Here is a 21,392-nt window from a genome sequence, read left to right as displayed (position 1 = left end):
AAGCAGTTGCCAGCTGATTGCTATCGGTCGGCAACCTCGCGGGTCAGCTTCGACGACCACGGGCACCAGAAACAACCCGGCAGGAACGCGCCACAGGCCTCGTCCAGGTGGTCGTTGACGTACATGATGCTGGCGTCGCAGACCTCGATCGCCATGGTGAAGAAGGTGATGGTGTCGGGGTCCATATGGAAGTCCCAGCCCGGGTTGTAGGGCGCGGGCATCTTCCGGATCCTTCCCATGACGTGCACAGACATCTGCTCGTCACCCGACAGGATGCGGCGGGCCTCAGCGATCCGCTGTTCATTGGTCAGCTGGATGATGAACTCTTTGCCGGAGTAGTCGGTGAATGCGAAGAGCGCCATGTCTTTCCCCTCTTGTCGATGGGTCCTGTGGTCGATGGATGGCGAATTCCGCACCGGTGCGACTCGATCCTATCGGTGCCCAAAGCTAATTTGCTGTAAATTTGCCAACTAGCGAATTACCGGCCTCGGGTCGGTCTCGGGAGCGAAGAAGAGGTACGTCCCGAAATCAACGCGCGGCCCCGGCCGGGACCCTGTCGCGCGCGGGTTCGCGCGGCGCTTTCCGCACCGTGGTGATCAACTCGCGGATCGCGATGCCCCCTCTGGCCACCGGCGCGGCGACCCGCCCCTCGGGGTCGATCAGCACAGCGGACGGGGTACCGCGCACCCGGTAGCGCAAGGCTGCCTCGTTGCCCTGCTGCACGAGCGAGGGAATGTCACCCAGTCCGTGCTCGACGCCCCAAGCGGCTTGCTCGGCGGCGTCTCCGTTGCCGACCGCCACGATGGCCAGGGCGTCAGCCGCCCGAGCGCGCCAGCGGGGCAACTCGCGGGCCAGCGCCGCGCACAACTCACAGCCCGGGTGCACGAAGACCAGCAGGACCGACCTCGCCCCGTTCAGCAGATCCTCGAGCGTGGTCTTCGTTCCCTGCGGGCCGAACAGTTCGAACTCCGGCGCCACCGCGCCGACCGGCAAGCCCTCCGCACCCAGTGTGGACAACACCTGCTCGTCCACCCGGCGGCGCAGGAGACGCACCTGGCCCGCCAACCACACCAGCACCGCCACGACGGCGGCGGCCACCGCGCAACCGATCGCGTTGTCGGCCGGCAGATCCATCGGCACGCGCGGATGTGTCAGCGCGCCGATACCCACCAGCACTGCGAGCACGGCGAAAAGACCATTGCGCACCAAAATCTTCGGCCCGATCGGCGCGGCGCTCGCAGCACCGAAGCAGGAACAGGACGGATGCTCGCCACGCCGCAGCAAGCGCACGATCACCACCGTGAACACGGCGAGCAACAGCAGCGTCGCCAGCGCGGCCACGCCGCAAACCCACGGAAGCAGCACGCCTACCGCGATGGTCGCTTCGGCGATCGACAGCGTCCGGGCCACCGCGGGCACCCAGCGCAGCGGCACCCCGAAATCCCCCACCGCCTGCCGCGTCGCGCTCCGATCCGCCAGCTTGCCCCACGCCGACAACCCGAACACGACACACAGCCCGAGCCGCGAAACCCACACCCCGTATTCGATCAGCATGAGCGCACCATTCCACACTCATGCGCTTCGAGCATGAATGCGCGGCGAGTGTTCTCAGGACTGGGACCGAGTGGCGATGGCGACCGCCACCAGGGTCAGCGCACAACCGACGATCGCGGTGGCGGACAGGCCTGCGCTGGTCGGGGTGAGCACATCGAGGATCACCGAGACCAGCAACTGCCCCGCCACGGAGGTGAGCCCGAGCAGAAGGACGCCGATCCAGCGAACGGTCAGCGCGGCGAGGGCGATGAAGGCGACGCCGATGAAGCCGCCGAGATACAGCCAAGGCTCGGTCGGGAATTCGGCCGGTCCGCCGGAGGACGCGACGACCACGGCCTCGATGACGAGCAGCGCGGCCAGACCGGCGCAGAAATTCACCATGGCCGCCGAGAGCGACCCGCCGACGGCGCCCACCTTGCCGTTCACCGCCTGCTGCCAGGCCAGTCCGATGCCCGCCAGCGCGGGCAGCACGATCAGCAGAGCGGTCGGCGTGCCGCGCAGCGCGTCGGGCACCGAGAGCCCACCGGTGACGCGAGTGTGCCCGAATCCGGCGACGAGCACTGCGACCACGCCGAGCGCCGCCCCCACCAGACGCACCGTGGTGACCGGCGTGCGTCCGCTCGGACCGAGCCCGAGCCGGTCGACCACCAGACTGCTGAGCAGCTGGCCCGCGACGGCCGCCACGGTGAACGCGGTGACGCCGATCGCCGCGACGGTCAGCCCCTGGCACGCGACGAAGAACGCGCCGCACAGACCGCCGAGCAACTGCCAAGGCCGCAGCACGCCCTCCGACAACGCCCGCCGCACCCGCCGCCCACCCTCCCGCAGCCGCCCACTGACCGCGAACGCCACCGCCAGCACGACGAATCCCGCCCCGAAACTGATCACCGCCGCGGCGACCCCGTCCTCCAGCCGCGCCCCCAACGCCCCGTTGATCCGCGCCTGCACCGCCACCCCCGCACCGATCGCGAACCCGAAAACCAGCCCCACCCTCGCCTCCGCACTCACCTTCCGCACGCTACCCAACCGCGACTGGTACGTGGTCGCGGCGTTTCCCGAGAAGAGTTCTCGGTGGTGTGCCGCTGGTCAGTCGGCGCGGGGTGGGAGCCAGCGGGGAGCGAGGGTGGCGAGGACGAGGATGGAGGCTCCGAGAAGGGCCAGGAGGGTGGCCATGGAGGACCAGAGGGTGATCACGGCGGCGAAGCCGAAGACCGCTAGGGCGATCACCTCGCCCAAGAGACCGGAGACGGAGGTGACGGTCGCCCGGGCCGGGCCCTCGATGGCGTCCTGGAGGCGGGCGCCCGCGACGATGCCCGCGTTGTAGACGATGCCGTAGGAGACGCCGATCGACGCGAAACCGAGGCCCGTCAACAGGTAGATCGCGTCCGGACGACCGGTCGCGAGGCCCGCGATCAGCGCGCCGCCGAGGAAGAGCACGCCGGCAATGCCCACCGCGATCGACATCGTGCGACCCGACATTCCTTCGGTGCGCCCCGCCAGCACGGAACCGGTCAGCGAACCGAGCACCGTGAGACCGACCAGCAGCGGCACCGCAGCGGTCGAGACGCCCGATTCCTCCGCCAGCAGGGCGAAATACTCGTCGAACGCGGTGATCCCGAACAGCAGCGCTTCCAGCAGCACGCCATGGCGCACCACCCGCACGCGGACCGCCTCGCCCACACCGGCCTTCAGCATGGTGAGATATCGCGCGAACGGGCGAGGCCGGGCCGCTTCGCGATTCTCGGTGAACGCCGCCTCGTCCGTCTCGTCCCGACCGCCGGACACCGAGACGGAACCACGTCCATCCGCGCCGGGCGCCCCACCGGGCCGGGCGGAGTCACCTGCGAAGCCGAGGAGGGAAGCGACGTTCCCGACCGCCGGGTCCAAGGCCGGCACAGCGGATGCCGGCTCTTCCTCTTCCAGGTCGTCGATGTCCGTCGCCGACACCGCCTTCGGCGCGGTGGGCAGCGACAGCGCGATCAGCGTGTGCACGGCCGCGACGGCGACACTCGACCAGCCGACCAGGGCATAGCCGCCGTAGAGATACAGGGGTGTCGCGGCGACGATCGCGATGACGACGGCCGCTTCCGCGCCTGCACGGGCATAGCCGAGGACGCGCGGGTATGCCGACGACTCGCCCCGGGCGGCCAGTTCGTCGTACAGCAGCGCCTCGAAGGTGCCGGAGGCCAGCGCCCCCGAGGTTCCCCACAGCACGAATCCCGCGGCGAAACCCGCGAAGGAGGGCGCCGCCGTCCACAGCGCGAAGCCTGCCGTCAGCAACGCACCACTGAGCACGAGCAGTCCGCGCCGGGAGACCGTGTCGGCCCACGCACCGGAGGGCACCTCGAGCAGGAACGAAGTCGCCGACCAGATGGCGAACAGCAAGGAGATCTGCCCGGTGCTCATGCCGTGGTCGGCGAACAGCAGGGCGTACAACGCGTACAGCGGAATCAGTTCACCGATGCTCTTGAAGAGCACCGCCCGAACCGTCAGCGAGCGCAGGCCGAAGGTATGTGCGCTACCCGCCCGCGGGGGGCGCAACGATTCGGCGAATCAATAGGCGTAGACGAGCAATCGCATGTCGACCAGCATGCTCACCGTCGGCCCGTACGGTCAAGCGATTTACGGCAGCGGCACCCAACCGTTGGCGGGCACCGAGTCGCCATCACCCAGTTCCCGGTCGGTGACGCCGGGGCCGATCCGGCCTTTGTTCTCGTTGAGGTCGCTGATCAGCTCCGACACCGGGTGCGAATCGCTGTAGTGATAGCCCTGCGCCAGCGCGAAGCCCAGTTCGGTGAGCACGGCCGCTTGGTATTCGGTCTCCACGCCCTCGGCGATGACCTGCAGGTCCAGCGCATTGGACAGCGCGGCGATCACGCCGAGCAAAGGCGGCGCGGGCGAATCGGAGCGGATCGCGGCGACAAAAGACTGATCGACTTTGAGGATGTCGCTGGGCAGGGTGGCCAGCCTGCTGAGCGAGGAGTAACCGGTGCCGAAGTCGTCGATGGCGATGCGCACGCCCCGGTCGCGCAGCACGTGCAGGTTCTCGATCGCGGTCTGTGATTCGGCGGCCAGTTCGCTCTCGGTCACCTCGAGCACCAGCTGATCGGCGGGCCAGCCCGTGGCGGCGAGGATGCCCGCCACCCGGTCGGCGTAACCGGTCTCGGCCAGCTCCAGCCCGCTGACGTTCACATTCAGCGTCAGATCCAGCTGGGCGAAGGTTTCCTGCAATCGCGCGGCGTCCGCGCAGGCCCGGCGCAGCACCAGTTCGTCCAGGTCGGAGATGAGGTCGTACTCCTCGGCGACGCGGATCAGACCCTCGGTGGTGACGTCCGGCTGCGCGCTGGACGACCAGCGCAGCAGTGCCTCCACGCCGACCGCCTTGCCGCCGCCTTCGGTCAGGCTGACGATCGGCTGGTAGTGCACGTCGAGGGCGCCGCGGTCGATCGCCTCGCGCAGCTCCACCGCCAGCGGCAACTGCCGGGAAGACTCCAGCACCGTCCGGTTGCGCCCGGCCTGCTTGGCCCGGTACAAACCGACATCGGCGCGGCTGACCAGCAGCGACCCGGATTCCCCCGGCTGCCAGGAGGTCACACCGGCCGAACAGCCGGTGGTCACCGCCGCGCGCAGCTGTTCGGTGAGCAGAATCGCGGCCTGCTCGGTGGTGTTCGGCAGCAGCAAGGCGAACGCGTCACCGCCGTAGCGCGCCAAGCGCTGGTCGGGGGCCAGCAACTTCGACCAGGTGTCGGCCACCCGCTGCAGGACGGCGTCACCGGCGCGGTGGCCGAGATGGTCGTTGATCTTCTGGAAGCGGTCCAGGTCGACCAGCACCAGCGCGAGCCCGTGACCGGACCTGGTGGCCTGCTGGATCGCGGTGTTCAGCGCCCGGTCGAAGCCGCGCCGATTGAGCAGCCCGGTGAGCACGTCGATGTCGGCCTCGGACGCCATCCTGGTCAGGATTCCGACCACGACGCCGACGCCGAAGGTCACACCGGCCGGGATCAGGCCCGACCACCACGGCAGCCCGGGAGTCACCGGCCGCGCGGGCAGCACCCACAGGCACAGCGCCAACGCGAACGCGATGTGGGCGGCGGCCTGCGACCAGGCGAAGAAGAGGGCGGCGTCGCAGGCGATGAATACGTAGAACGCGGCGAGGCTGATCGCGCCCACCGTGTTCGGGAAGGAGTGCACCGCGATGGTCACCAGCACCGTCGCGATCGCGACGTACACGTGGTGGATCGAATGCGGCAGCCGCGGCCCCCACGCGAGCAGCGTGAGACCGAGCACCAGCGCTACCGCTGCTGCCCCGCCGACCAGCGGCCGATTACCCTCCTCACCAGGGGCGATGGCGGTGATCAACAGACCGAGCACCCCGCCCATGACGTAGAACGCCCCGGTGGTCCGAGCCATGACCATAGCCGTCGCCAGCGCAGACGCGGCCCGCACCCGGGTTCGGGTATCGCCGCGAGACCCGATTCCTCGCACGACGAACAGCCTATCCACAAGGAATCCCGCCGGTTGCCACATCCCGGGAATCCGGCATGGCGAACCAGTAGCTATTCACCCGGACGTCATTCGCGTGTCGTCAGTTCGCGGGTCGGAGCACATCGGTCCCGACGAACGGGATCAGGGCGGACGGAACCCGGACCGACCCGTCGGCTTGCTGATGATTCTCCAGCAGCGCCACGATCCAGCGGGTGGTCGCGAGAGTGCCGTTCAAGGTGGCGGCGATCTGCGGCTTGCCGTTCTCGTCGCGATAACGCACCGACAGCCTGCGTGCCTGGTAGGTGGTGCAGTTGGAGGTCGAGGTGAGCTCGCGGTAGGTCTGCTGCGTCGGCACCCACGCCTCACAGTCGAACTTGCGCGCGGCGGAGCTGCCGAGATCGCCTGCCGCGACGTCGATCACCCGGTAGGGCACCTCGATCGCCGCGAGCATCTCCTGTTCCCAGGCCAGCAAGCGCCGGTGTTCGACGTCGGCCTGATCGGGCGTGGTGAAGACGAACATCTCCACCTTGTCGAACTGGTGCACCCGGATGATCCCGCGGGTGTCCTTGCCGTAGCTGCCCGCCTCGCGGCGGAAACACGACGACCAGCCCGCATACCGCTTGGGCCCGCCGCTCAGGTCGAGGATCTCGTCCGAGTGGTAGCCCGCCAGCGGCACCTCCGAGGTGCCCACCAGGTAGAGGTCGTCGTCGGCGAGGTGGTAGACCTCCGCCGAATGCTGTCCGAGGAACCCCGTGCCCGCCATGACCTCCGGGCGCACCAGCACCGGCGGGATCATCATGGTGAAGCCGTTGGCCACGGCCTGCTGCGCGGCCAGTTGCAGCAGCCCTAGCTGCAGCAGCGCGCCGTAGCCGGTCAGGAAGTAGAACCGGGCGCCGGAGACCTTCGCGCCGCGCTCCATGTCGATCAGGCCGAGCGACTCGCCGAGTTCCAGGTGGTCCTTCGGCTCGAAGTCGAACTCGGGCGGCGTGCCGACGGTTTGCAGCACGACGTAATCGTCCTCGCCGCCCGCGGGCGCGCCCTGCTGCACCACGTTGGAGATGGCGCGATGCGCGGCGTCCAGATCCGCGTCGGCGGCGTGCTGTGCGGCCTCGGCCTCCTTGACCTTGACCGACATCTCCGACGCCTGCGACAGCAGCGCGGAACGCTCCTCCTTGCTCGCCTTGCCGATCAGCTTGCCCATCGCCTTGTGCTCGGCGCGCAGATTGTCCGCGGTGGCCACCGCGGCACGCCGCGCCGCGTCCGCTTCGAGCAGCGCGTCGACGAGAGCGGGGTCTTCGCCGCGGGCGCGCTGCGAGGCGCGGACCGCATCGGGGTCGTCCCGCAGGAATCGGAGGTCGATCATGGGCAACCAGCCTAGTGGTCGCTGTGCCGAGCTTTCACGCCGATATCCCAGGATGCGGTACATCCGCGCGAGATCGCGCGCATAGTGGGCTTGTGGGCACTCCGTTCGACGAGACAGCCATCGACAACGCGCTGGCCGACCTCATCGCGGGCGAGAAGGCGTGGGCCGCGACCTCGCTGCGCCGCCGCCGCGAGCTGCTCGACGAGATCCACGCCCGGACCGCCCGCTTCGCGGAGGACTGGGTGCGCGCCGCGTGTGTCGTCAAGGACCTCGCCCCGGATTCCCCGCTGGTCGGCGAGGAATGGATGTCCGGCCCGCTCACCCTGCTGCAAGCCACGGCCGCGCTGTCGGCCACCCTCGCCGCACTCGAGGCCGGGCGCACCCCGCTGACCGGCATCACGCTGCGGGAGGCGCCCGGCGGACGGGTCGCGGTGCCGGTATTCCCGCTCGGCGTCTACGACCGGCTGCTGCTCAACGGTTTTCACGGTGAGGTGTGGCTGCGACCCGGCGTGGACGCGGGCGCCGCACGCAGGAGAGCCGGACTCGGCCAGCTGGATCCGACCGCGACCGGCGGGATCGGCGCGGTGCTCGGCGCGGGCAACATCACCTCGATCCCGCCGCTGGACGCGCTGTACGAGCTGTACGCGCACAACCGGGTGGTCGCCCTGAAGCTCAACCCGATCACCGACCCGCTGTTCACGGTGTTCGAGATGGTCTTCGAACCGCTGCTGGAACTCGGCGTGCTGCGGATTCTCACCGGCGGGGCACCGCAGGGTGGCTATCTGGTCGGTCATCCCGATGTCGCGCACGTGCACATGACCGGCAGCGCGCAGACCCACGATGCCATCGTGTGGGGCCCCGGCGCGGAGGGCGCGGAGCGCAAGAAGGACAACCGGCCGCTGCTGGACAAGCCGATCACCAGCGAGCTGGGCGGGGTCTCGCCGACCATCGTGGTGCCCGGCGACTGGTCCGACGCCGATCTGCGCTACCAGGCCGAGCACGTGGCGACCCAGCGCCTGCACAACGGCGGCTACAACTGCGTGGCCGCGCAGGCGGTGGTGATCGGCGCGGAGTGGGACCGCAAAGACCGGTTCCTCGCCGAGCTGCGCCTGGCCATGGAGCGGGCGCCACAGCGCACGGCGTATTACCCGGGCAGCGACGCGCGTGTCGCCGACGCGGTGGCCTCGTATCCGGAGGCCGAGCGTCTCGGCGGGCAACGGGTGCTGGTCGAGGGATTGCCGCCCACCGGCACACCGCTGTTGCGCACGGAGTACTTCTCCCCCGTGCTCGGCGTGGTCGAGTTGCCCTACACGGGCGGCGAGTTCCTGCAACGCGCGGTCGACTTCGCCAATGCCGAGCTGACCGGGACGCTCGGCGCGAACGTCATCGCTCATCCGACGACCATCCGCAGGCTCGGCATCGCCTTCGACCGCGCGATCGAGCGGCTGCGCTACGGCGCGATCGCGGTGAACACCTGGACCGGGCTGGCCTTCCTCGCGCCGCGGGCCGCCTGGGGAGCCTTCCCCGGCCACACCCTCGACGACGTGCAGAGCGGGATCGGCGTGGTGCACAACGCGCTGCTGCTCGACGACGTGGAGCGCACGGTGGTGCGCGGCCCGTTCCGGCCCGCGCCGCGCTCGTTGCTGGGCGGCGAACTCGCTCTCTCCCCGAAGCCGCCGTGGTTCGTCGGCAACGCCACCGCCGCGACCACCGGGCGCAGGCTCACCGAGTTCTACGCCGACGCCAACCCCGCACGGCTGCCCGGCGTCTTCCTGTCGGCTCTGCGCGGCTGACCGCCCGTGACGCGTGCCGCGCCGATCGGGGCAGGTCGTGGCACCGAGGCACGGACGCTGCCATGATGGACCGCGATGTCCTCCGAACCTGTGTCCCGGTCCCCGCAGGCGCCCAAGCGCGGCGGGTCGTCGCGTGCCGACTCGGTGCGCCGCTCGATCGACTCGGCCAAGGCCGCTCTCGCCGACAGCGATCTGCGCGATGTGCAGCTGTCGGCGCCCACGTTGCGCTGGGGTCTGCTCGCGGTGGCCGTCGGCGCCGTGGTCGCGGCCCTGGTGACGCTGTCCATCACCGGCTTCGACAACGGGAAGAACCTGGAAGTACACAATCCCGGCGCCCCGGCGCAGCCCGTGCTGGACAAGGAATTCGGCACCGCCGCCAAGGGCGACTGCCTGAGCTGGACCAAGCCCGACCGGTCCGACCTGGTCAAGGTGAACTGCTCGAGCAAGCACATGTTCGAGGTCGCGGCCGACATCGATATGAGCAGGTACCCGGGCAAGGAGTTCGGTCCCGGCTCGCGCTTCCCGGACTCGCTGCGGCTCACCGAGCTGAAGGAAGAGCACTGCGTGCCCTCGGTGCAGAAGTACATGTCGGGCCGCTTCGATCCGCGCGGCAAGTACATCGTCGGACTGATGTACCCGAGCCCGGACGGCTGGCAGCACGGTGATCGCACTCTGCGCTGCGGCCTGCAGGTCGCGGCCAGCGTCGGCACGCCGCCGTCGGTCGGCAGCGCCACCGAGCACGACCAGTCCAAGGTGTACGAGGCGGGCGTGTGCCTCGGCATCAACCAGAACCTGCCCACCGATCCGGTGGACTGCGCGCAGCCGCACGCCGTCGAGATCGTCTCCACAGTCGATCTCGCCGGGCACTTCACCGGCGGCCCGCCCGCCAAAGAGGACCAGGACAAGTTCGTCGAGGAGGAGTGCACCCGCACCTCGACCGACTACCTGGGCGGGCCGGACGTCATCCGCAACAAGACGCTCACGCTGTTCTTCGACTACATCGATGCCCGCAGCTGGATGGCGGGCAGCCGCAAACTGGACTGCATGATCGGCAAGGGCGCCGATCGGGAAGGTTTCGCGCCGATCACCGGCTCGGCCCGGGGTGACATCCTGATCAACGGCCAGGCGCCGGTGCCGCCGCCGAACACCGGGCGTTCCACGCCCGCACCGCTGCCCGGCGCCGCGCCGCTGCCGCCGCAGCCCCAGCCGAGGTAGCCCGGCGCCGATGCCTGTATCGATGTCCGACGACCGGTTCGAGGAATTGGTCGGGGACGCATTGGATCTCATCCCGCCCGAGCTGACCCGCGCGATCGACAATGTGGTGGTGCTGATCGAGCCGCGCAATCCGGAGGATCCGCATCTGCTGGGCCTGTACCACGGCATCGCGCTCACCGAACGCGACAGTCATTACGGCGGAGCGCTTCCCGATACCGTGACGATCTACCGCGAGGCCATTCTCGAACTCTGCGCCGACGAGACGGAAGTCGTGGAAGAGGTGGCGGTCACCGTGATCCACGAGATCGCACACTATTTCGGCATTGACGAAGACCGCCTGCATCAGCTGGGATGGGGATAGTCTGAACCGAGCTGTATTGCGCGCCCCGAGCGGTGGGTGTGTAATCGGCACGGAGATCGAAAAGTTGGGGATTCGATGGAACCGATCGCGTTGCTGTCGCGTCCTATCACTCGAAGGGGGAATTCTCGTGGTTCCGCCCCACAGCCACTAGAAGGAGTCGAGTCATGGTTGGACATGTACTGATCGCACCCGAAGCCATTCTCGCCGCCGCGGCCGAACTCGACCTCGTCGCCGAACGTCTGGCCGCCGCCGCGGCGATCACCGCGCCCGCGACGCACGTGCTGCCCTCCGGCGCCGAGGAGGTCTCCTTCCTCGGCGCGAGCCATTTCAACCAGGGGGCGATGTCGCACGACCGCGCGATCGCGCAGGCGATTCTGGAATGCCACCACGCCGCGGCGACGCTGCGCATGCAGTTGGCGCAGCACGTCGCGGGTGACGTGGTGCGCGCCGCGGGCATCAGCGCCATCCAGGTGTAGTTCCAGACCCATCAGCAACGCTTAAGCAGGGGAGAAGTCAAACATGGTTGCAGGAGTCACCGGGGTGATCTGGGCGGCGCGCCCGTCGGAGATCAATTCGGCCACCCTTCACGCGGGCGCGCACGCGATTCCGATCTCGGCCGCGGCCACCGCCTGGGGCGGCCTCACCGCCGCCTGGATCGACGCGACGACGACCGTCGCCAGGGTGATGGCCGAACTCGGCGTCGGGATGCAGGGCATCAACGGTATCGCCGCGCTGAGCAAGCTCACCGGTTTCCTCGGCTGGTCCGAGCAGCAGGGCGTGCAGGCGGCCGCGATGGGCGCGAAGGCCGCGGCGAACGCCACCGCCTACACCGTCGCCTCGCTGGCGATGCCCAGCCCGCCCGAGATCGCGGCCGTCAACGCAGCCTTGGCCGCGTCCGCGAACCCGCCCGGCGTACTGAGCGGCGCGTTCGAGGTCGCGGAAGTCGCCAGGAACGCCATGGACATTCGCGCGGCGTTGGTCATGGAGACCTACGAGGCCGCCACCAGCGCCATGGTCGCCACGCCTGCCGAGTTCCTGCTGCCGCCGCCGATCGCCAAGGGCGCCGGATCGGCCGGCCCCGAACAGGCGGCGGATACGACCACCGAGGTCCCGGCCGATCCGATCCAGGCCGCCGTGGCCGCCACGCAGGCATTCTTGAGCAACCCCGGTGTGGCGAGCGCTGCAACCCAGGCCGCTCAGGCCGTCGGCTCGATCGCCACCACCGGTGTCTCCACCGTCGGAAATGTCGCGGGCAGCGCGATTGCCGCGGCGACCACCACCTCCGCGCCCACCTTCTCCGGCATGGCTCCGATGGCCATGGGAGCCGGTGCGGCAGCGACCGCCACCGGCGCCGCGACTCGGGCGGTGTCGTTCTCCGGCCTCGGGTCGGCCGGGATCAGCAACGGATCGCTCAAGCTTCCGGAAGGCTGGGGCTCCAGCGGCACGATCGGTGGCTCCGCCCCGGTGCAGGAGACTGTGGCGGTCAAGCCCGTCGAGGCTGCCCCGGTCCGTCCGGCGAACAACGGTAACGGCAATCCGCTGCTCGGGAACCAGGCTCGCAGCGACGAGGAGGACGAGAGCGAGCACAACGGCCGGGATTACCTGCGGTCCACCGAGCACTTCAACGACGGCCGCTTCACCGCCGATGGAGTCATCGGCGGTGACTTCAGCGGGACGGCTAGGTGACCGTACTCGGTGCGGGCCGCGACCCGTCGACGCTCGAGGCGGTCGTCCTGTCGCTCGACGAGATGCAGTTTCTCGTGGAGAAACTGCAGATCGAAGTCCCCGTCGTCTTGAACGCTCGGGCACGTTACGACAATCTGACCGATCACACAGCGGCGATGGACGCGGCCGCCGAGTCGCTCGTCCAGCGGGAACTCCTCATCGACGATGTGCTCCATCGCGACCTGGAGAATCGGCTACGCGCGCTGAACCGGCCGCATTGGATCATCGCGCTGCGATTGATCGTCGACGGTTGGGTCAGTCGCTTCTGTCTGGCGAAGGGCGCCGACCTCGCGGTCGTCGCCCTTCGGGGACAGGACTCCTATGTCATCGACGAGGCGGGAATCGACCTGCCCGGCACCATTCTCGCGGCCCTCGGCTACGCCGAGCCGCTGGAGCTGTACGGCATGAACGCCCCCACCGAAGAGCTGGCCACGATCTTCGGCGACACCGGTGACGCCGCGGCCACCGCCCAGCGGCTGACGAAGGTGGGCAATCCTGCCCACGATGCGAAGACCTTGGCGGCGGCTTTGGTCGAAATCCACTCGTATGCAGAGATAGTCGGCGTCATCTACGGCGACGGCACCAGAGACATGGCCGACAACCACATCGCCGTCTTCAACACGCGTGCAGGGCGATTCATCGCGACCGCGAGCAAGTCCGACGACGGCGTGAAGTGGACGTCACTCAGTAGCGGAACCCCCGCGCGACTGCGCACGGCGGTGCAGGACCTGATCAACTCCCTGCCGGAACGCGAAGAGTTCCCGCGGCATCCGAAGCTGTCCTGAGCACGCCGAACCTGCGTCGCTAACCCATGGGGTCGTCGGAGGTAGGCGCGACGTCGTAGCCGAACGGCGGCGTGAACCGGCCCCAGCGGATGCACTCCCACCCGCCGTCCGGCATCGGCACCAACTCGATGGTCTCGGTGTTGTCCAGGTGGTTGTTCGTGGTGAACGGCGGTCGAACATCCGCGAGTGTACGGCCGACGAGCCGCATGGCCGCACCGTGGCTGACCACCATCACGTCGCCGTGCCCGTCGTCCTCCGGCGTCAGATACGTGTTCCGCAACTCCGCGATCACGGGCAGGAATCGATCCAGCACGTCCTGGGCGGACTCGCCGCCGGGCACCCGCAACGTGAGATCGCCTTCGTGCCAGGCGCGGTAGATCTGCTGGAACGCCTGGTGCGCGTCCTCGCTGTGCCGGCCCTCCAGGTCCCCGGCCTGCACCTCGTGCAAGCCGTCCAGGACCATGGCGGCGACACCGGTCGCCGCCTCGATGTAGCTCGCCGTCTGGCGTGCCCGCAGCGCCGCCGAGGAGAACAGCACCTTCGGCGCGCGGAGCAGGCCTTCACCGAACGTCTTCGCTTGTGCCGCACCGCGTTCGGTCAGCGGTAGTCCTGGAATTCTGGTATCCAGCAGCTTGGCGACGTTACCTTCGGTCTCCCCGTGCCGGACCAGAATCAACCTCCCGGTCATAGGTCCGCCTTCCCCTTTCTCAGCTGGATCAACCACTCCGACGCGGCTTCGTCGGACGGTGGCGGCGTGCCGGTCGCCGATGTCGCCGGCCAGGACCCGAGAAAGCGGATCCGCGCGGCGCGGTGCAGCGCCTTGAGCGCCTCGGCCACCGCCGTGTCGTCGATGTGCCCGACGCAGTCGAGATAAAACCGGTAGGTGCCCATGCCGGTTCGGGTGGGCCGCGACTCGATCCTGGTCAGATCGATACCGCGCGTGGCGAATTCGGCGAAGGCGCGCATCAGCGAGCCCGGTACGTTCGGCAATTCGAGCACGATCGAGGTGCGGTCGACACCCGTGGGGGGCGGCGCGACCGTGGGCCGGGTGCACAGCACGAATCGCGTGATGGCCTGCTCGTGGTCGGCGACTCCGGAGGCCAGCGCGATCAACCCCAGCCGCTCGCCCGCCAGGGCGGTCGACACGGCGGCATCGGCGTGGCCGGCCACCACGTCTTCCGCGGCGGCGGCATTCGATGCCGAGGTGTAGGGCTGCGCCTGCGGCAGATGCCGCGCAACCCACAGCCGCACCTGCGCGGCGGCCACAGGGTATGCGGCGAGGTTACGCACATCCGGAAGCGCCGTACCCGGCTTGCCCAGGATCGTGAAGCTCACCTCGAGTTCGGTCTCGGCGACGATCTGCAGACGCGGGCCGATTGCCAGCGAGTCCAGCGTCGCCGAGATCGACCCCTCGACGGAACTCTCGATCGGCACCACCGCGCCGTCCACGTCGCCGGAGCGGATCAAGTCGAGCGCGGCCCCTTGGCTGGGCGCGGCAATCCGCTCGACGGGTCCGTCGAAGGTTCCCGAGGATTCGAGTTGGGCGAGGGCCATCTCGGTGAAGGTTCCGGACGGCCCGAAGTACGCGATTCGCGGCACGGTTACGAGATTACTTGCGCGCTCGCCCGGCCCCCCACCAATCGCGGAAGGCCCGGGCACCGCGCGGCCGCTGTTCCACGGCAGCCCGAGCGCCGTTCAACCTTCGTTGAGCACCCGCAACGCGTCGTTCACCCGGTCAACGGCCGCGGTTTCGATGGCGAGCAGGACGGATCTGACCGCCTCGACAGCCGGTGGTTTCAGAGAAGTCAGGAAGGCGATATCGGGGTTGCGCAGTGCGGCGCCGATGTCTTCGCCGCACAGGGCGGCGGCCGTCGCGGCGACGATGGCCACCGCGCGCTCACCGGAGGCGGTACGGGCGACGAAACCGGTATCGGAGTGTGCCGCCTGCGCGAGGAAGGCGGCGATCGCGCTGTCCGGCGCGTCCAGTTCCACGGCCGGCGCGGCGGGGCTTGCGCCGATGTTGCGGACCAGCCCGTCGACCAGACTGCGCCGCGGCGGCGTCGACAACGTCACCAGCACCGGTTCTCCGGATTCCGTCCCTTCCGACACGCCCTCACCGTAACAACACTCTTCGACCCGAGGGCGGCTGCCCGCGGACCGGCGCACATGAGATCCGCCGCGCCACGGTCGCTTCGATTCGGCTCGATCGGAACGCTTGCGGAATCCGCGCGCCGTCACTTAGCTTAGGGTAACCTAATCAATACCGCGCTGCCCGCTCCACGGAGGTTTGTATGCCGAGTCCGTCCTCGACCGTCGCACCGTCCACCGCCGAGCGGGTGCGCAGCGCGTGCGCCCACGCGGAGCAAGCGGTGCTGGCCATGCCGGGCATCGATCCCACCCCCGCGTCGGTGCACCACGTACGCCAGTGCGGCGACGCCGTGATCGCGGTGCCCACCGCCTCGGTCGCCGCGATCCTGGCCGGCAATTCCGGCGAGCAGGGCGCGCCCGCGGTGCTCGAACTCACCGATCACGCCCCGCTGCCGCTGCGCGAGCCGGTGCGCGCACTGGTATGGCTGCGCGGCTGGGTGCGTGCGGTGCCCACCCAGGCGCAGCGCGCGCTGGCCACCGCGGTGGCCGAGGACCACCCGCATCCCGGCCTGCTCGACATCGGCTTCGGCGCCACGCTGCTGCGGCTGGTGATCAACTCCGCGGTGGTCGCCGACTCGACCGGCGCGGAATCGGTGAGCAGCGACGAGTTGCGCTCGGCGCAGCCGGATCCGTTCTGCGCCATGGAATCCGCATGGCTGCAGCACATGCAGGCCGACCACGCCGATATCGTCGCCCAGCTGGCCAGGCACCTGCCGCCGCAGCTACAGCGCGGCACCGTGCACCCGCTCGCCATCGACCGCTACGGGCTCACCCTGCGGGTGGAGGGACACGACGGCGACCACGACTTCCGCTTGCCGTTCAGCGCTCCGGCAGACGACATCGAAGGCCTCAGCCGGGCCGTACGCACCCTGGCGGGCTGCCCGTTCCTCAACGGACTGCGCCGCATCTGACCCGGTGACCACCCCGCGCACCGCACAGCAGAACCAGGTGACCCGAGCACGGTGCGGCCCGACCCCTCGGGTCTGGCCGCTCGATCACGAACCGGCTCGATCATGTGACCCCGCCCGAGCACCACGCAGGCCGACCACAGCGGCGGCCGACGTGTAGCGACTACGACACGACGCGTGGTGACGCACCGACGGGCGGGTTCCGGACCTTCGCGGAACTCGACGGTGACGCGCCGCGCGCCGCGCCGGGCGAGCGCAATAGATTCGACCCATGCGTGCGGAGTCCGATGCCCAGTGGGACGAGGCCGAGCCGACCGATCGCGAGCGGCTGGCGCTCAAACTCGAGATCGCGGTGGTGCTGCTCGTCACCTTCGGGCTCAGCGGGCTCAGCGCCGCGCTTTCGCTGGTGGAAAGTGCGCTCGCGCCGGGCGGGATCGGCGGACGGACGGTCGCGCTGAACCCGTCGCGGTCCACGCAATCCACGATCGACCTGCTGTTTCAGCTACTCAGCGTGCTGCGGCTGCTCGGGTGGGCGGCCTTGGGCCTGTATCTGCTGTGGCGCGGCGGCATCGGGCCGCGACTGATCGGGCTGGCGAATCGGCTCCGGTGGCGCGAGGACGTGCTACCCGCCTTGACGCTCGCCGCGATCATCGGAGTACCGGGGCTGGGACTGTATCTGCTTGCCCACGCACTGGGCCTCAGCGTGACGATCGTGCCCGCCTCGCTCGGCGACTACTGGTGGCGGCTGCCCGCGCTCATCCTCTCGGCCTGCGCGAACGCTCTGGCCGAGGAGGTCATCGTGGTGGCGTTCCTGCTCACCCGGCTGCGCAGGCTCGGATGGTCGGCGAACTCGGCACTGCTGGCCTCGGCGCTACTGCGTGGCAGCTATCACCTGTATCAGGGACTGGGCGGAGGACTCGGAAATTTTGTGATGGGCGTCATATTCGGTCGCTATTGGCAGCGCACGAACCGGCTGTGGCCGCTGGTGCTCGCGCACGCGACCATCGATGCGGTCGCCTATCTCGGCTATACCGTTCTGCGTGGCCATGTTTCGTGGCTCCCGTGACGCAACCGTGCCCCGCGGAACGCTAACAACCCGGCGCCGCCCGCGAATTAGCAAGCAGCGCCGCTTCCGTGTGCGCCCGGTGTCCACATGCGACACCTCACAACCGCCCGATAAGTAGAGTTTCAGTGATGAACGGCGACGACCCCCAGCGCAACGCGCACACGCGCCGGATGCCGCCGCCCGGCAGGCCCGGTGAGCCTCCCATGCGCCGCCGCGTGCCACCGCCCGGTCCGGGCGCGCCGCCGCCGATCGAGCCCACCCAGGTGATGCGTCGCGATGGCGCGGTCGACCCGCACGGGCAGCCGCTGGCATATTCGCAGGTCCCCCCGGAACAGGCACGACGCATGCCGCCGCCTCCCCCGGCCCGCAGGCACGCCCCCACGCAGCGCCCGGCGCCGCATCACGAAGCGCCAACGCACGCGCCCACGCAGCGCCCGGTGCCCTATCACGAAGGTCCGCCGCCCACGCCGCCCCGAAAGCCACGGCCGTTCCGGGAGAGTCCACCGCCCGTGCCGCCGCGTGGCCAGCGCCCGCCGCGAGCGCCGCGACCGCGCCGAAGGCGACACCCGTTCCGCTGGTTCCTGGTGATCCTGCTGGTGCTGGTGATCGCCGCCGTCGGCGCCGTCATCCAACTGGACAACTCGCTCAACCGCATCCCCGCCCTGGCGAACTACGCCAAGCGGGTCGGGAACACCCCTGGCACGAACTGGCTGCTGGTCGGCTCCGACGGCCGCGGCGAGCTGACCCCCGAGCAGGAGCAGGAACTCGCCACCGGCGGCGAGGTGGGCCCCGAGCGCACCGACACGATCATGCTGGTGCACGTGCCGAAATCGGGCAAAACCACCCTGGTCAGCCTGCCGCGTGACTCGTACGTCGGCATCCCCGGCCAGGGCAAGGACAAGCTGAACGCCGCGTTCGCCATCGGCGGCCCCGCGCTGCTCGTGCAGACCGTGGAGATCGCCACCGGCTTGCGCATCGACCACTACGCGCAGATCGGTTTCGGCGGCTTCGCCGGCGTGGTCGACACCCTCGGCGGCATCGACGTGTGCGTTCCGAAGGCCATCGACGACCCGCTCGCCGGCATCGACCTGCCCGCGGGTTGCCAGCGGCTGAACGGACCACAGGCGTTGGGCTTCGTCCGCAGCCGGGCGACCGCGCTCGCGGACATCGACCGGATGAACAACCAGCGCCTGTTCATGGCCGCCCTGCTGAAGAAGGCGACCAGCGGCGCCACCCTGGCCAACCCGTTCAAGCTGTGGCCGCTGGCCTCCGACACCGCCGAATCGCTGAAGGTCGACAACGGCGACCACATCTGGGACCTCGGCGGACTGGGCTGGGCGCTGCGCGGCGAAACCGTCGCCACGACGGTACCGATCGGCGGATTCGACGACACCGACAGCGGCAACGTGCTGCTATGGGACAAGGAGAAGGCCGGCCGCTTCTTCGACGCACTGGCCGCCGACCGTGCCGTTCCGGAGGATCTGCTGACGCGGTAGCGTCGATGCCATGCCGGACACCGACGAGGCCGACGAGTCCTTTCCCGACTTGCTGCGCACGCAGATCCGTCACGAATTCACCGCCGCCCAGCAGTATCTCGCCGCCGCCGTGTACTTCGACGCGCGCAGACTGCCGCAATTGGCCGGACACGCCTACGGCCGGTCACGCGAACACCACGGCAATGCGCTGCGCATGGTCCAGTACCTGCTGGATCGAGATCTCCCGGTGCAGATCGGAGGGCTGGAGGAGATCACATCGACCTTCGAAACCCCGCGCGGCGCAATCGCTCTGCTGCTGGAGATCGAACAGGACCGCAGCACCCGGATCAGCGATCTTGCCCGTGCGGCCCGCGGCTCCGGTGACTATCTGGGCGAACGATTCGTCCGGTGGTTCTTGGAGGAACAGGTGAAGAACGTCGCCCGGATGACCACGCTGCTGGCCGTACTCGACCGTGCCGACGGGCAGTTGTTCGACGTCGAGGAGTTCGTCGCCCGGGAGATGCGGGTGCGGCAGCGCACCGATATACCGGCGCCGAAAATGGCTGGAGCAGCGCGGAATTAATTAGGCAATACTAGCCTCAATAAGGCTGCACTTGGATGACATGCGATCTGACCAGCGCTAATGTCGATGCCATGTCAAGCCATCCGGACGCACCCCGCAGCAAATTTCACAGCCTGTTGCACGATCAGATCCGGCACGAATTCAATGCCGAGCATCAGTACATCGCGATTGCGGTGTGGTTCGACAATGCCGACCTGCCGCAGCTGGCCAAGCGGTTCTACAAGCAGTCGGTCGAAGAACGCAATCACGCGATGATGATCGTGCAGTACTTCCTGGACCGGGATATCAGCATCGAGATTTCCGGCATCGACGCGGCGAAATCGCATTTCGAGAGCGCTCGGGAGCCGATCGCGCTCGCGCTCGCCCAGGAGAAGACGGTCACCGAGCAGATCATCCAGCTGGCGAGCACCGCCCGGGAAGAGGGCGACTACCTCGGCGAACAGTTCATGCAGTGGTTCCTGAAGGAACAGGTCGAGGAAGTCGCGAACATGACCACATTGCTCACCATCGCCGATCGCGCCGGGTCGAACCTGTTCGACCTGGAGGAATTCGTCGCCCGGGAAATGAGCGGCCCGAGCGACACCTCCGGTGCGCCTTCGGTGGCGGGCGGCTCCGTCTGACGGAGCTCGCGCCGAGAAGGCGAACAGGCCCGGTTTCTTATCAGGAACCGGGCCTGCCGCTGTTCGGGGTCTTTTTGCCCGCCGAATCCACGCGAGACGGTTCCGGCGCTTTTCGTCGAGAGTTCGGTGAGACTTCCCTATCGTTCAGCGTTATCGGCGGCAATCGAAAAGCGGCGCCGCGGATCGATAGGTATTTCGCATGAATCCCGTCGACCGGGAACTCAGCGCAGTGTGACCTGACGTGACCGCAGGCCGTCACGGGAGCGGCGCTCGTCGGCCGTCAGCGGGGCGTCGACGGCCAGCGCCTCGGACAGGCGCGCACCGAATTCGGTTGCGGGCTTCACCCATTCGTCGGGGTGCCGCTCCGGGTCCAAGTCGAACACCGGGACCAGCACGCCGTGCGTACGGAACGACCCGGCGAATCGGGAACCCTCGCCGAGGTGCAGGCCGCCGGAGGCGTGCAGGCGAGCCAGCGCCAGCATCAGCGCGTCCTCGTCCTCCGGCCGCACCCAGCGGATATGCGCCTTCTCGCCCGCGTCCACCCACCAGGCGGCACCGATCGCGTCCGCGTCCAGCCCGAGCCGCGCCGACGGCATGATCGCCTGTTTGGCCTGCTCGATGGTGGCGGCGACCTGCGCGTCGGGCTCGACTCCGGCAGGCACCCACCAGTCGAAGTCCTGGTGCACGGTCAGCTCCAGGCTCGCGGCGGGATCGATGACATCGGCCAGCCGCGGGCCGCCCGCGACACTCGCCACGGAGGACAGCGAATCACCGGGCTCGGCGGACTGGGTCCACAGGATCGCCGCGGCCAGATCGGCCGCCGGGTCGGCGCCCTGGAATTGCGTCTGCACGCCGACGTACCCACTGGGCTCGTCGCCGGCGCGCACCAGCGCGGCCACCGCGCCGGGCAGCACCGTGGCGAGCACGACCGGCCGCTCGGCCGCGACCGACGCCACCGGCGTCAACCGCGCGGTCGCCGAGGGAACGAATTCACGGAGCGCGACCAGATCGCACTCCGCGGCCAGGCCCTCGAACGGCCGCGTGACGGCCTGTGCCGCTTGCTCCTGCGCTGCCCGCCGCTCGGCGAGACGCTGGGCCCGGTTCCCGCCGGGCTTAGGACTGTTGCGCTTGCTCTTACCCACGAGGGGTCAACCTACACAGTCTTGGACCGGCCGCGCCTGCGGCGCGGCGTGTTCGCGGTGTTGGTTTTCCAGCGCCTGCGGCGCTGGGTGTTCGCGGCCCCTTCATGGCTCGCGTCCGAGTGACCGCCGCTGGCGACTGCGTCGCGGACGCGGCCGAGTGGCCGCCGCG

At 69.1% G+C, this 21,392-nt stretch carries 21 protein-coding genes; 11 read left to right on the top strand and 10 right to left on the bottom strand.

Features of this window, described 5'->3' with window-relative positions:
* Positions 1 to 20: 20 nt before the first annotated feature.
* The 6 genes from ABZ803_RS26210 to serS form a co-directional block, all read right to left on the bottom strand.
* Complete coding sequence (locus ABZ803_RS26210; RefSeq protein WP_357043165.1) at positions 21 to 362, bottom strand: calmodulin; 342 nt, start codon at positions 360 to 362, stop codon at positions 21 to 23.
* A 166-nt stretch (positions 363 to 528) separates the two neighbouring features.
* Positions 529 to 1,554 (bottom strand): MauE/DoxX family redox-associated membrane protein, encoded by a 1,026-nt coding sequence (locus tag ABZ803_RS26205; protein ID WP_357043163.1) that lies wholly within the window; start codon positions 1,552 to 1,554, stop codon positions 529 to 531.
* 54 nt (positions 1,555 to 1,608) lie between these two features.
* A complete protein-coding gene (locus ABZ803_RS26200; RefSeq protein WP_357043161.1) occupies positions 1,609 to 2,562 on the bottom strand; it encodes a DMT family transporter in 954 nt (317 codons plus the stop codon).
* A gap of 78 nt (positions 2,563 to 2,640) precedes the next feature.
* Entirely contained in the window at positions 2,641 to 4,032 is a 1,392-nt protein-coding gene (locus tag ABZ803_RS26195) for an MFS transporter (protein WP_357043159.1), read from the bottom strand.
* A 144-nt stretch (positions 4,033 to 4,176) separates the two neighbouring features.
* On the bottom strand, positions 4,177 to 5,964 hold the full coding sequence (locus tag ABZ803_RS26190; protein WP_357043157.1) for a bifunctional diguanylate cyclase/phosphodiesterase: 1,788 nt from the start codon (positions 5,962 to 5,964) through the stop codon (positions 4,177 to 4,179).
* Positions 5,965 to 6,139: 175 nt separating this feature from the next.
* Entirely contained in the window at positions 6,140 to 7,402 is a 1,263-nt protein-coding gene (serS, locus tag ABZ803_RS26185; RefSeq protein ID WP_357043156.1) for a serine--tRNA ligase, read from the bottom strand.
* A gap of 92 nt (positions 7,403 to 7,494) precedes the next feature.
* On the opposite strand from serS, the gene ABZ803_RS26180 reads away from it, so the two are divergent.
* From ABZ803_RS26180 to ABZ803_RS26155, 6 genes are all read left to right on the top strand, one after another.
* Positions 7,495 to 9,195, top strand: coding sequence for an aldehyde dehydrogenase family protein (locus ABZ803_RS26180; RefSeq protein ID WP_357043154.1), 1,701 nt, complete (start codon positions 7,495 to 7,497; stop codon positions 9,193 to 9,195).
* Positions 9,196 to 9,270: 75 nt separating this feature from the next.
* Positions 9,271 to 10,410: a septum formation family protein gene (locus tag ABZ803_RS26175; protein ID WP_357043152.1), complete on the top strand. Its 1,140-nt coding sequence runs from the start codon at positions 9,271 to 9,273 to the stop codon at positions 10,408 to 10,410.
* Between the two features lie 10 nt (positions 10,411 to 10,420).
* Positions 10,421 to 10,771: a metallopeptidase family protein gene (locus ABZ803_RS26170; RefSeq protein ID WP_062967071.1), complete on the top strand. Its 351-nt coding sequence runs from the start codon at positions 10,421 to 10,423 to the stop codon at positions 10,769 to 10,771.
* Between the two features lie 164 nt (positions 10,772 to 10,935).
* On the top strand, positions 10,936 to 11,247 hold the full coding sequence (locus ABZ803_RS26165) for a PE domain-containing protein (protein WP_040864191.1): 312 nt from the start codon (positions 10,936 to 10,938) through the stop codon (positions 11,245 to 11,247).
* A 43-nt stretch (positions 11,248 to 11,290) separates the two neighbouring features.
* Positions 11,291 to 12,457, top strand: coding sequence for a PPE domain-containing protein (locus ABZ803_RS26160; protein WP_357043149.1), 1,167 nt, complete (start codon positions 11,291 to 11,293; stop codon positions 12,455 to 12,457).
* Complete coding sequence (locus ABZ803_RS26155; RefSeq protein WP_357043147.1) at positions 12,454 to 13,281, top strand: ESX secretion-associated protein EspG; 828 nt, start codon at positions 12,454 to 12,456, stop codon at positions 13,279 to 13,281. Before ABZ803_RS26160 ends, ABZ803_RS26155 begins: the two co-directional genes overlap by 4 nt.
* A 19-nt stretch (positions 13,282 to 13,300) precedes the next feature.
* On the opposite strand, the gene ABZ803_RS26150 is transcribed toward ABZ803_RS26155, so the two are convergent.
* From ABZ803_RS26150 to ABZ803_RS26140, 3 genes are all read right to left on the bottom strand, one after another.
* The gene (locus tag ABZ803_RS26150) at positions 13,301 to 13,969 is read right to left on the bottom strand and encodes a histidine phosphatase family protein (RefSeq protein WP_357043145.1); all 669 of its coding nucleotides are present in this window, start codon (positions 13,967 to 13,969) and stop codon (positions 13,301 to 13,303) included.
* Positions 13,966 to 14,880 carry a prephenate dehydratase gene (gene pheA, locus ABZ803_RS26145; protein WP_357043143.1) on the bottom strand — a complete coding sequence of 305 codons (915 nt, stop codon included), beginning with the start codon at positions 14,878 to 14,880 and terminating at the stop codon, positions 13,966 to 13,968. Before pheA ends, ABZ803_RS26150 begins: the two co-directional genes overlap by 4 nt.
* A 96-nt stretch (positions 14,881 to 14,976) precedes the next feature.
* A complete protein-coding gene (locus tag ABZ803_RS26140; RefSeq protein WP_357043141.1) occupies positions 14,977 to 15,390 on the bottom strand; it encodes a hypothetical protein in 414 nt (137 codons plus the stop codon).
* 182 nt (positions 15,391 to 15,572) lie between these two features.
* On the opposite strand from ABZ803_RS26140, the gene ABZ803_RS26135 reads away from it, so the two are divergent.
* The 5 genes from ABZ803_RS26135 to ABZ803_RS26115 all read left to right on the top strand — a co-directional run bounded on the left by ABZ803_RS26135 (position 15,573) and on the right by ABZ803_RS26115 (position 20,081).
* A complete protein-coding gene (locus ABZ803_RS26135) occupies positions 15,573 to 16,340 on the top strand; it encodes a DUF2470 domain-containing protein (protein ID WP_357043139.1) in 768 nt (255 codons plus the stop codon).
* Positions 16,341 to 16,608: 268 nt separating this feature from the next.
* Positions 16,609 to 17,403 carry a CPBP family intramembrane glutamic endopeptidase gene (locus ABZ803_RS26130; RefSeq protein WP_357043137.1) on the top strand — a complete coding sequence of 265 codons (795 nt, stop codon included), beginning with the start codon at positions 16,609 to 16,611 and terminating at the stop codon, positions 17,401 to 17,403.
* A gap of 128 nt (positions 17,404 to 17,531) precedes the next feature.
* Positions 17,532 to 18,899, top strand: coding sequence for an LCP family protein (locus tag ABZ803_RS26125; protein ID WP_357043135.1), 1,368 nt, complete (start codon positions 17,532 to 17,534; stop codon positions 18,897 to 18,899).
* 10 nt (positions 18,900 to 18,909) lie between these two features.
* On the top strand, positions 18,910 to 19,461 hold the full coding sequence (locus tag ABZ803_RS26120; RefSeq protein WP_357043133.1) for a ferritin-like domain-containing protein: 552 nt from the start codon (positions 18,910 to 18,912) through the stop codon (positions 19,459 to 19,461).
* 71 nt (positions 19,462 to 19,532) lie between these two features.
* Positions 19,533 to 20,081 carry a ferritin gene (locus ABZ803_RS26115; protein ID WP_357043446.1) on the top strand — a complete coding sequence of 183 codons (549 nt, stop codon included), beginning with the start codon at positions 19,533 to 19,535 and terminating at the stop codon, positions 20,079 to 20,081.
* Positions 20,082 to 20,302: 221 nt separating this feature from the next.
* On the opposite strand, the gene ABZ803_RS26110 is transcribed toward ABZ803_RS26115, so the two are convergent.
* Positions 20,303 to 21,223 (bottom strand): DUF5926 family protein, encoded by a 921-nt coding sequence (locus tag ABZ803_RS26110; protein ID WP_357043131.1) that lies wholly within the window; start codon positions 21,221 to 21,223, stop codon positions 20,303 to 20,305.
* Positions 21,224 to 21,392: the final 169 nt, after the last annotated feature.

Source organism: Nocardia sp. NPDC047648, from assembly GCF_040642815.1.
In the GTDB taxonomy this organism is placed as follows: domain Bacteria; phylum Actinomycetota; class Actinomycetes; order Mycobacteriales; family Mycobacteriaceae; genus Nocardia; species Nocardia gamkensis.
The sequence above is the reverse complement of the archived record's forward strand: the minus strand, read 5'-3'. Positions and strand labels throughout refer to the sequence as shown.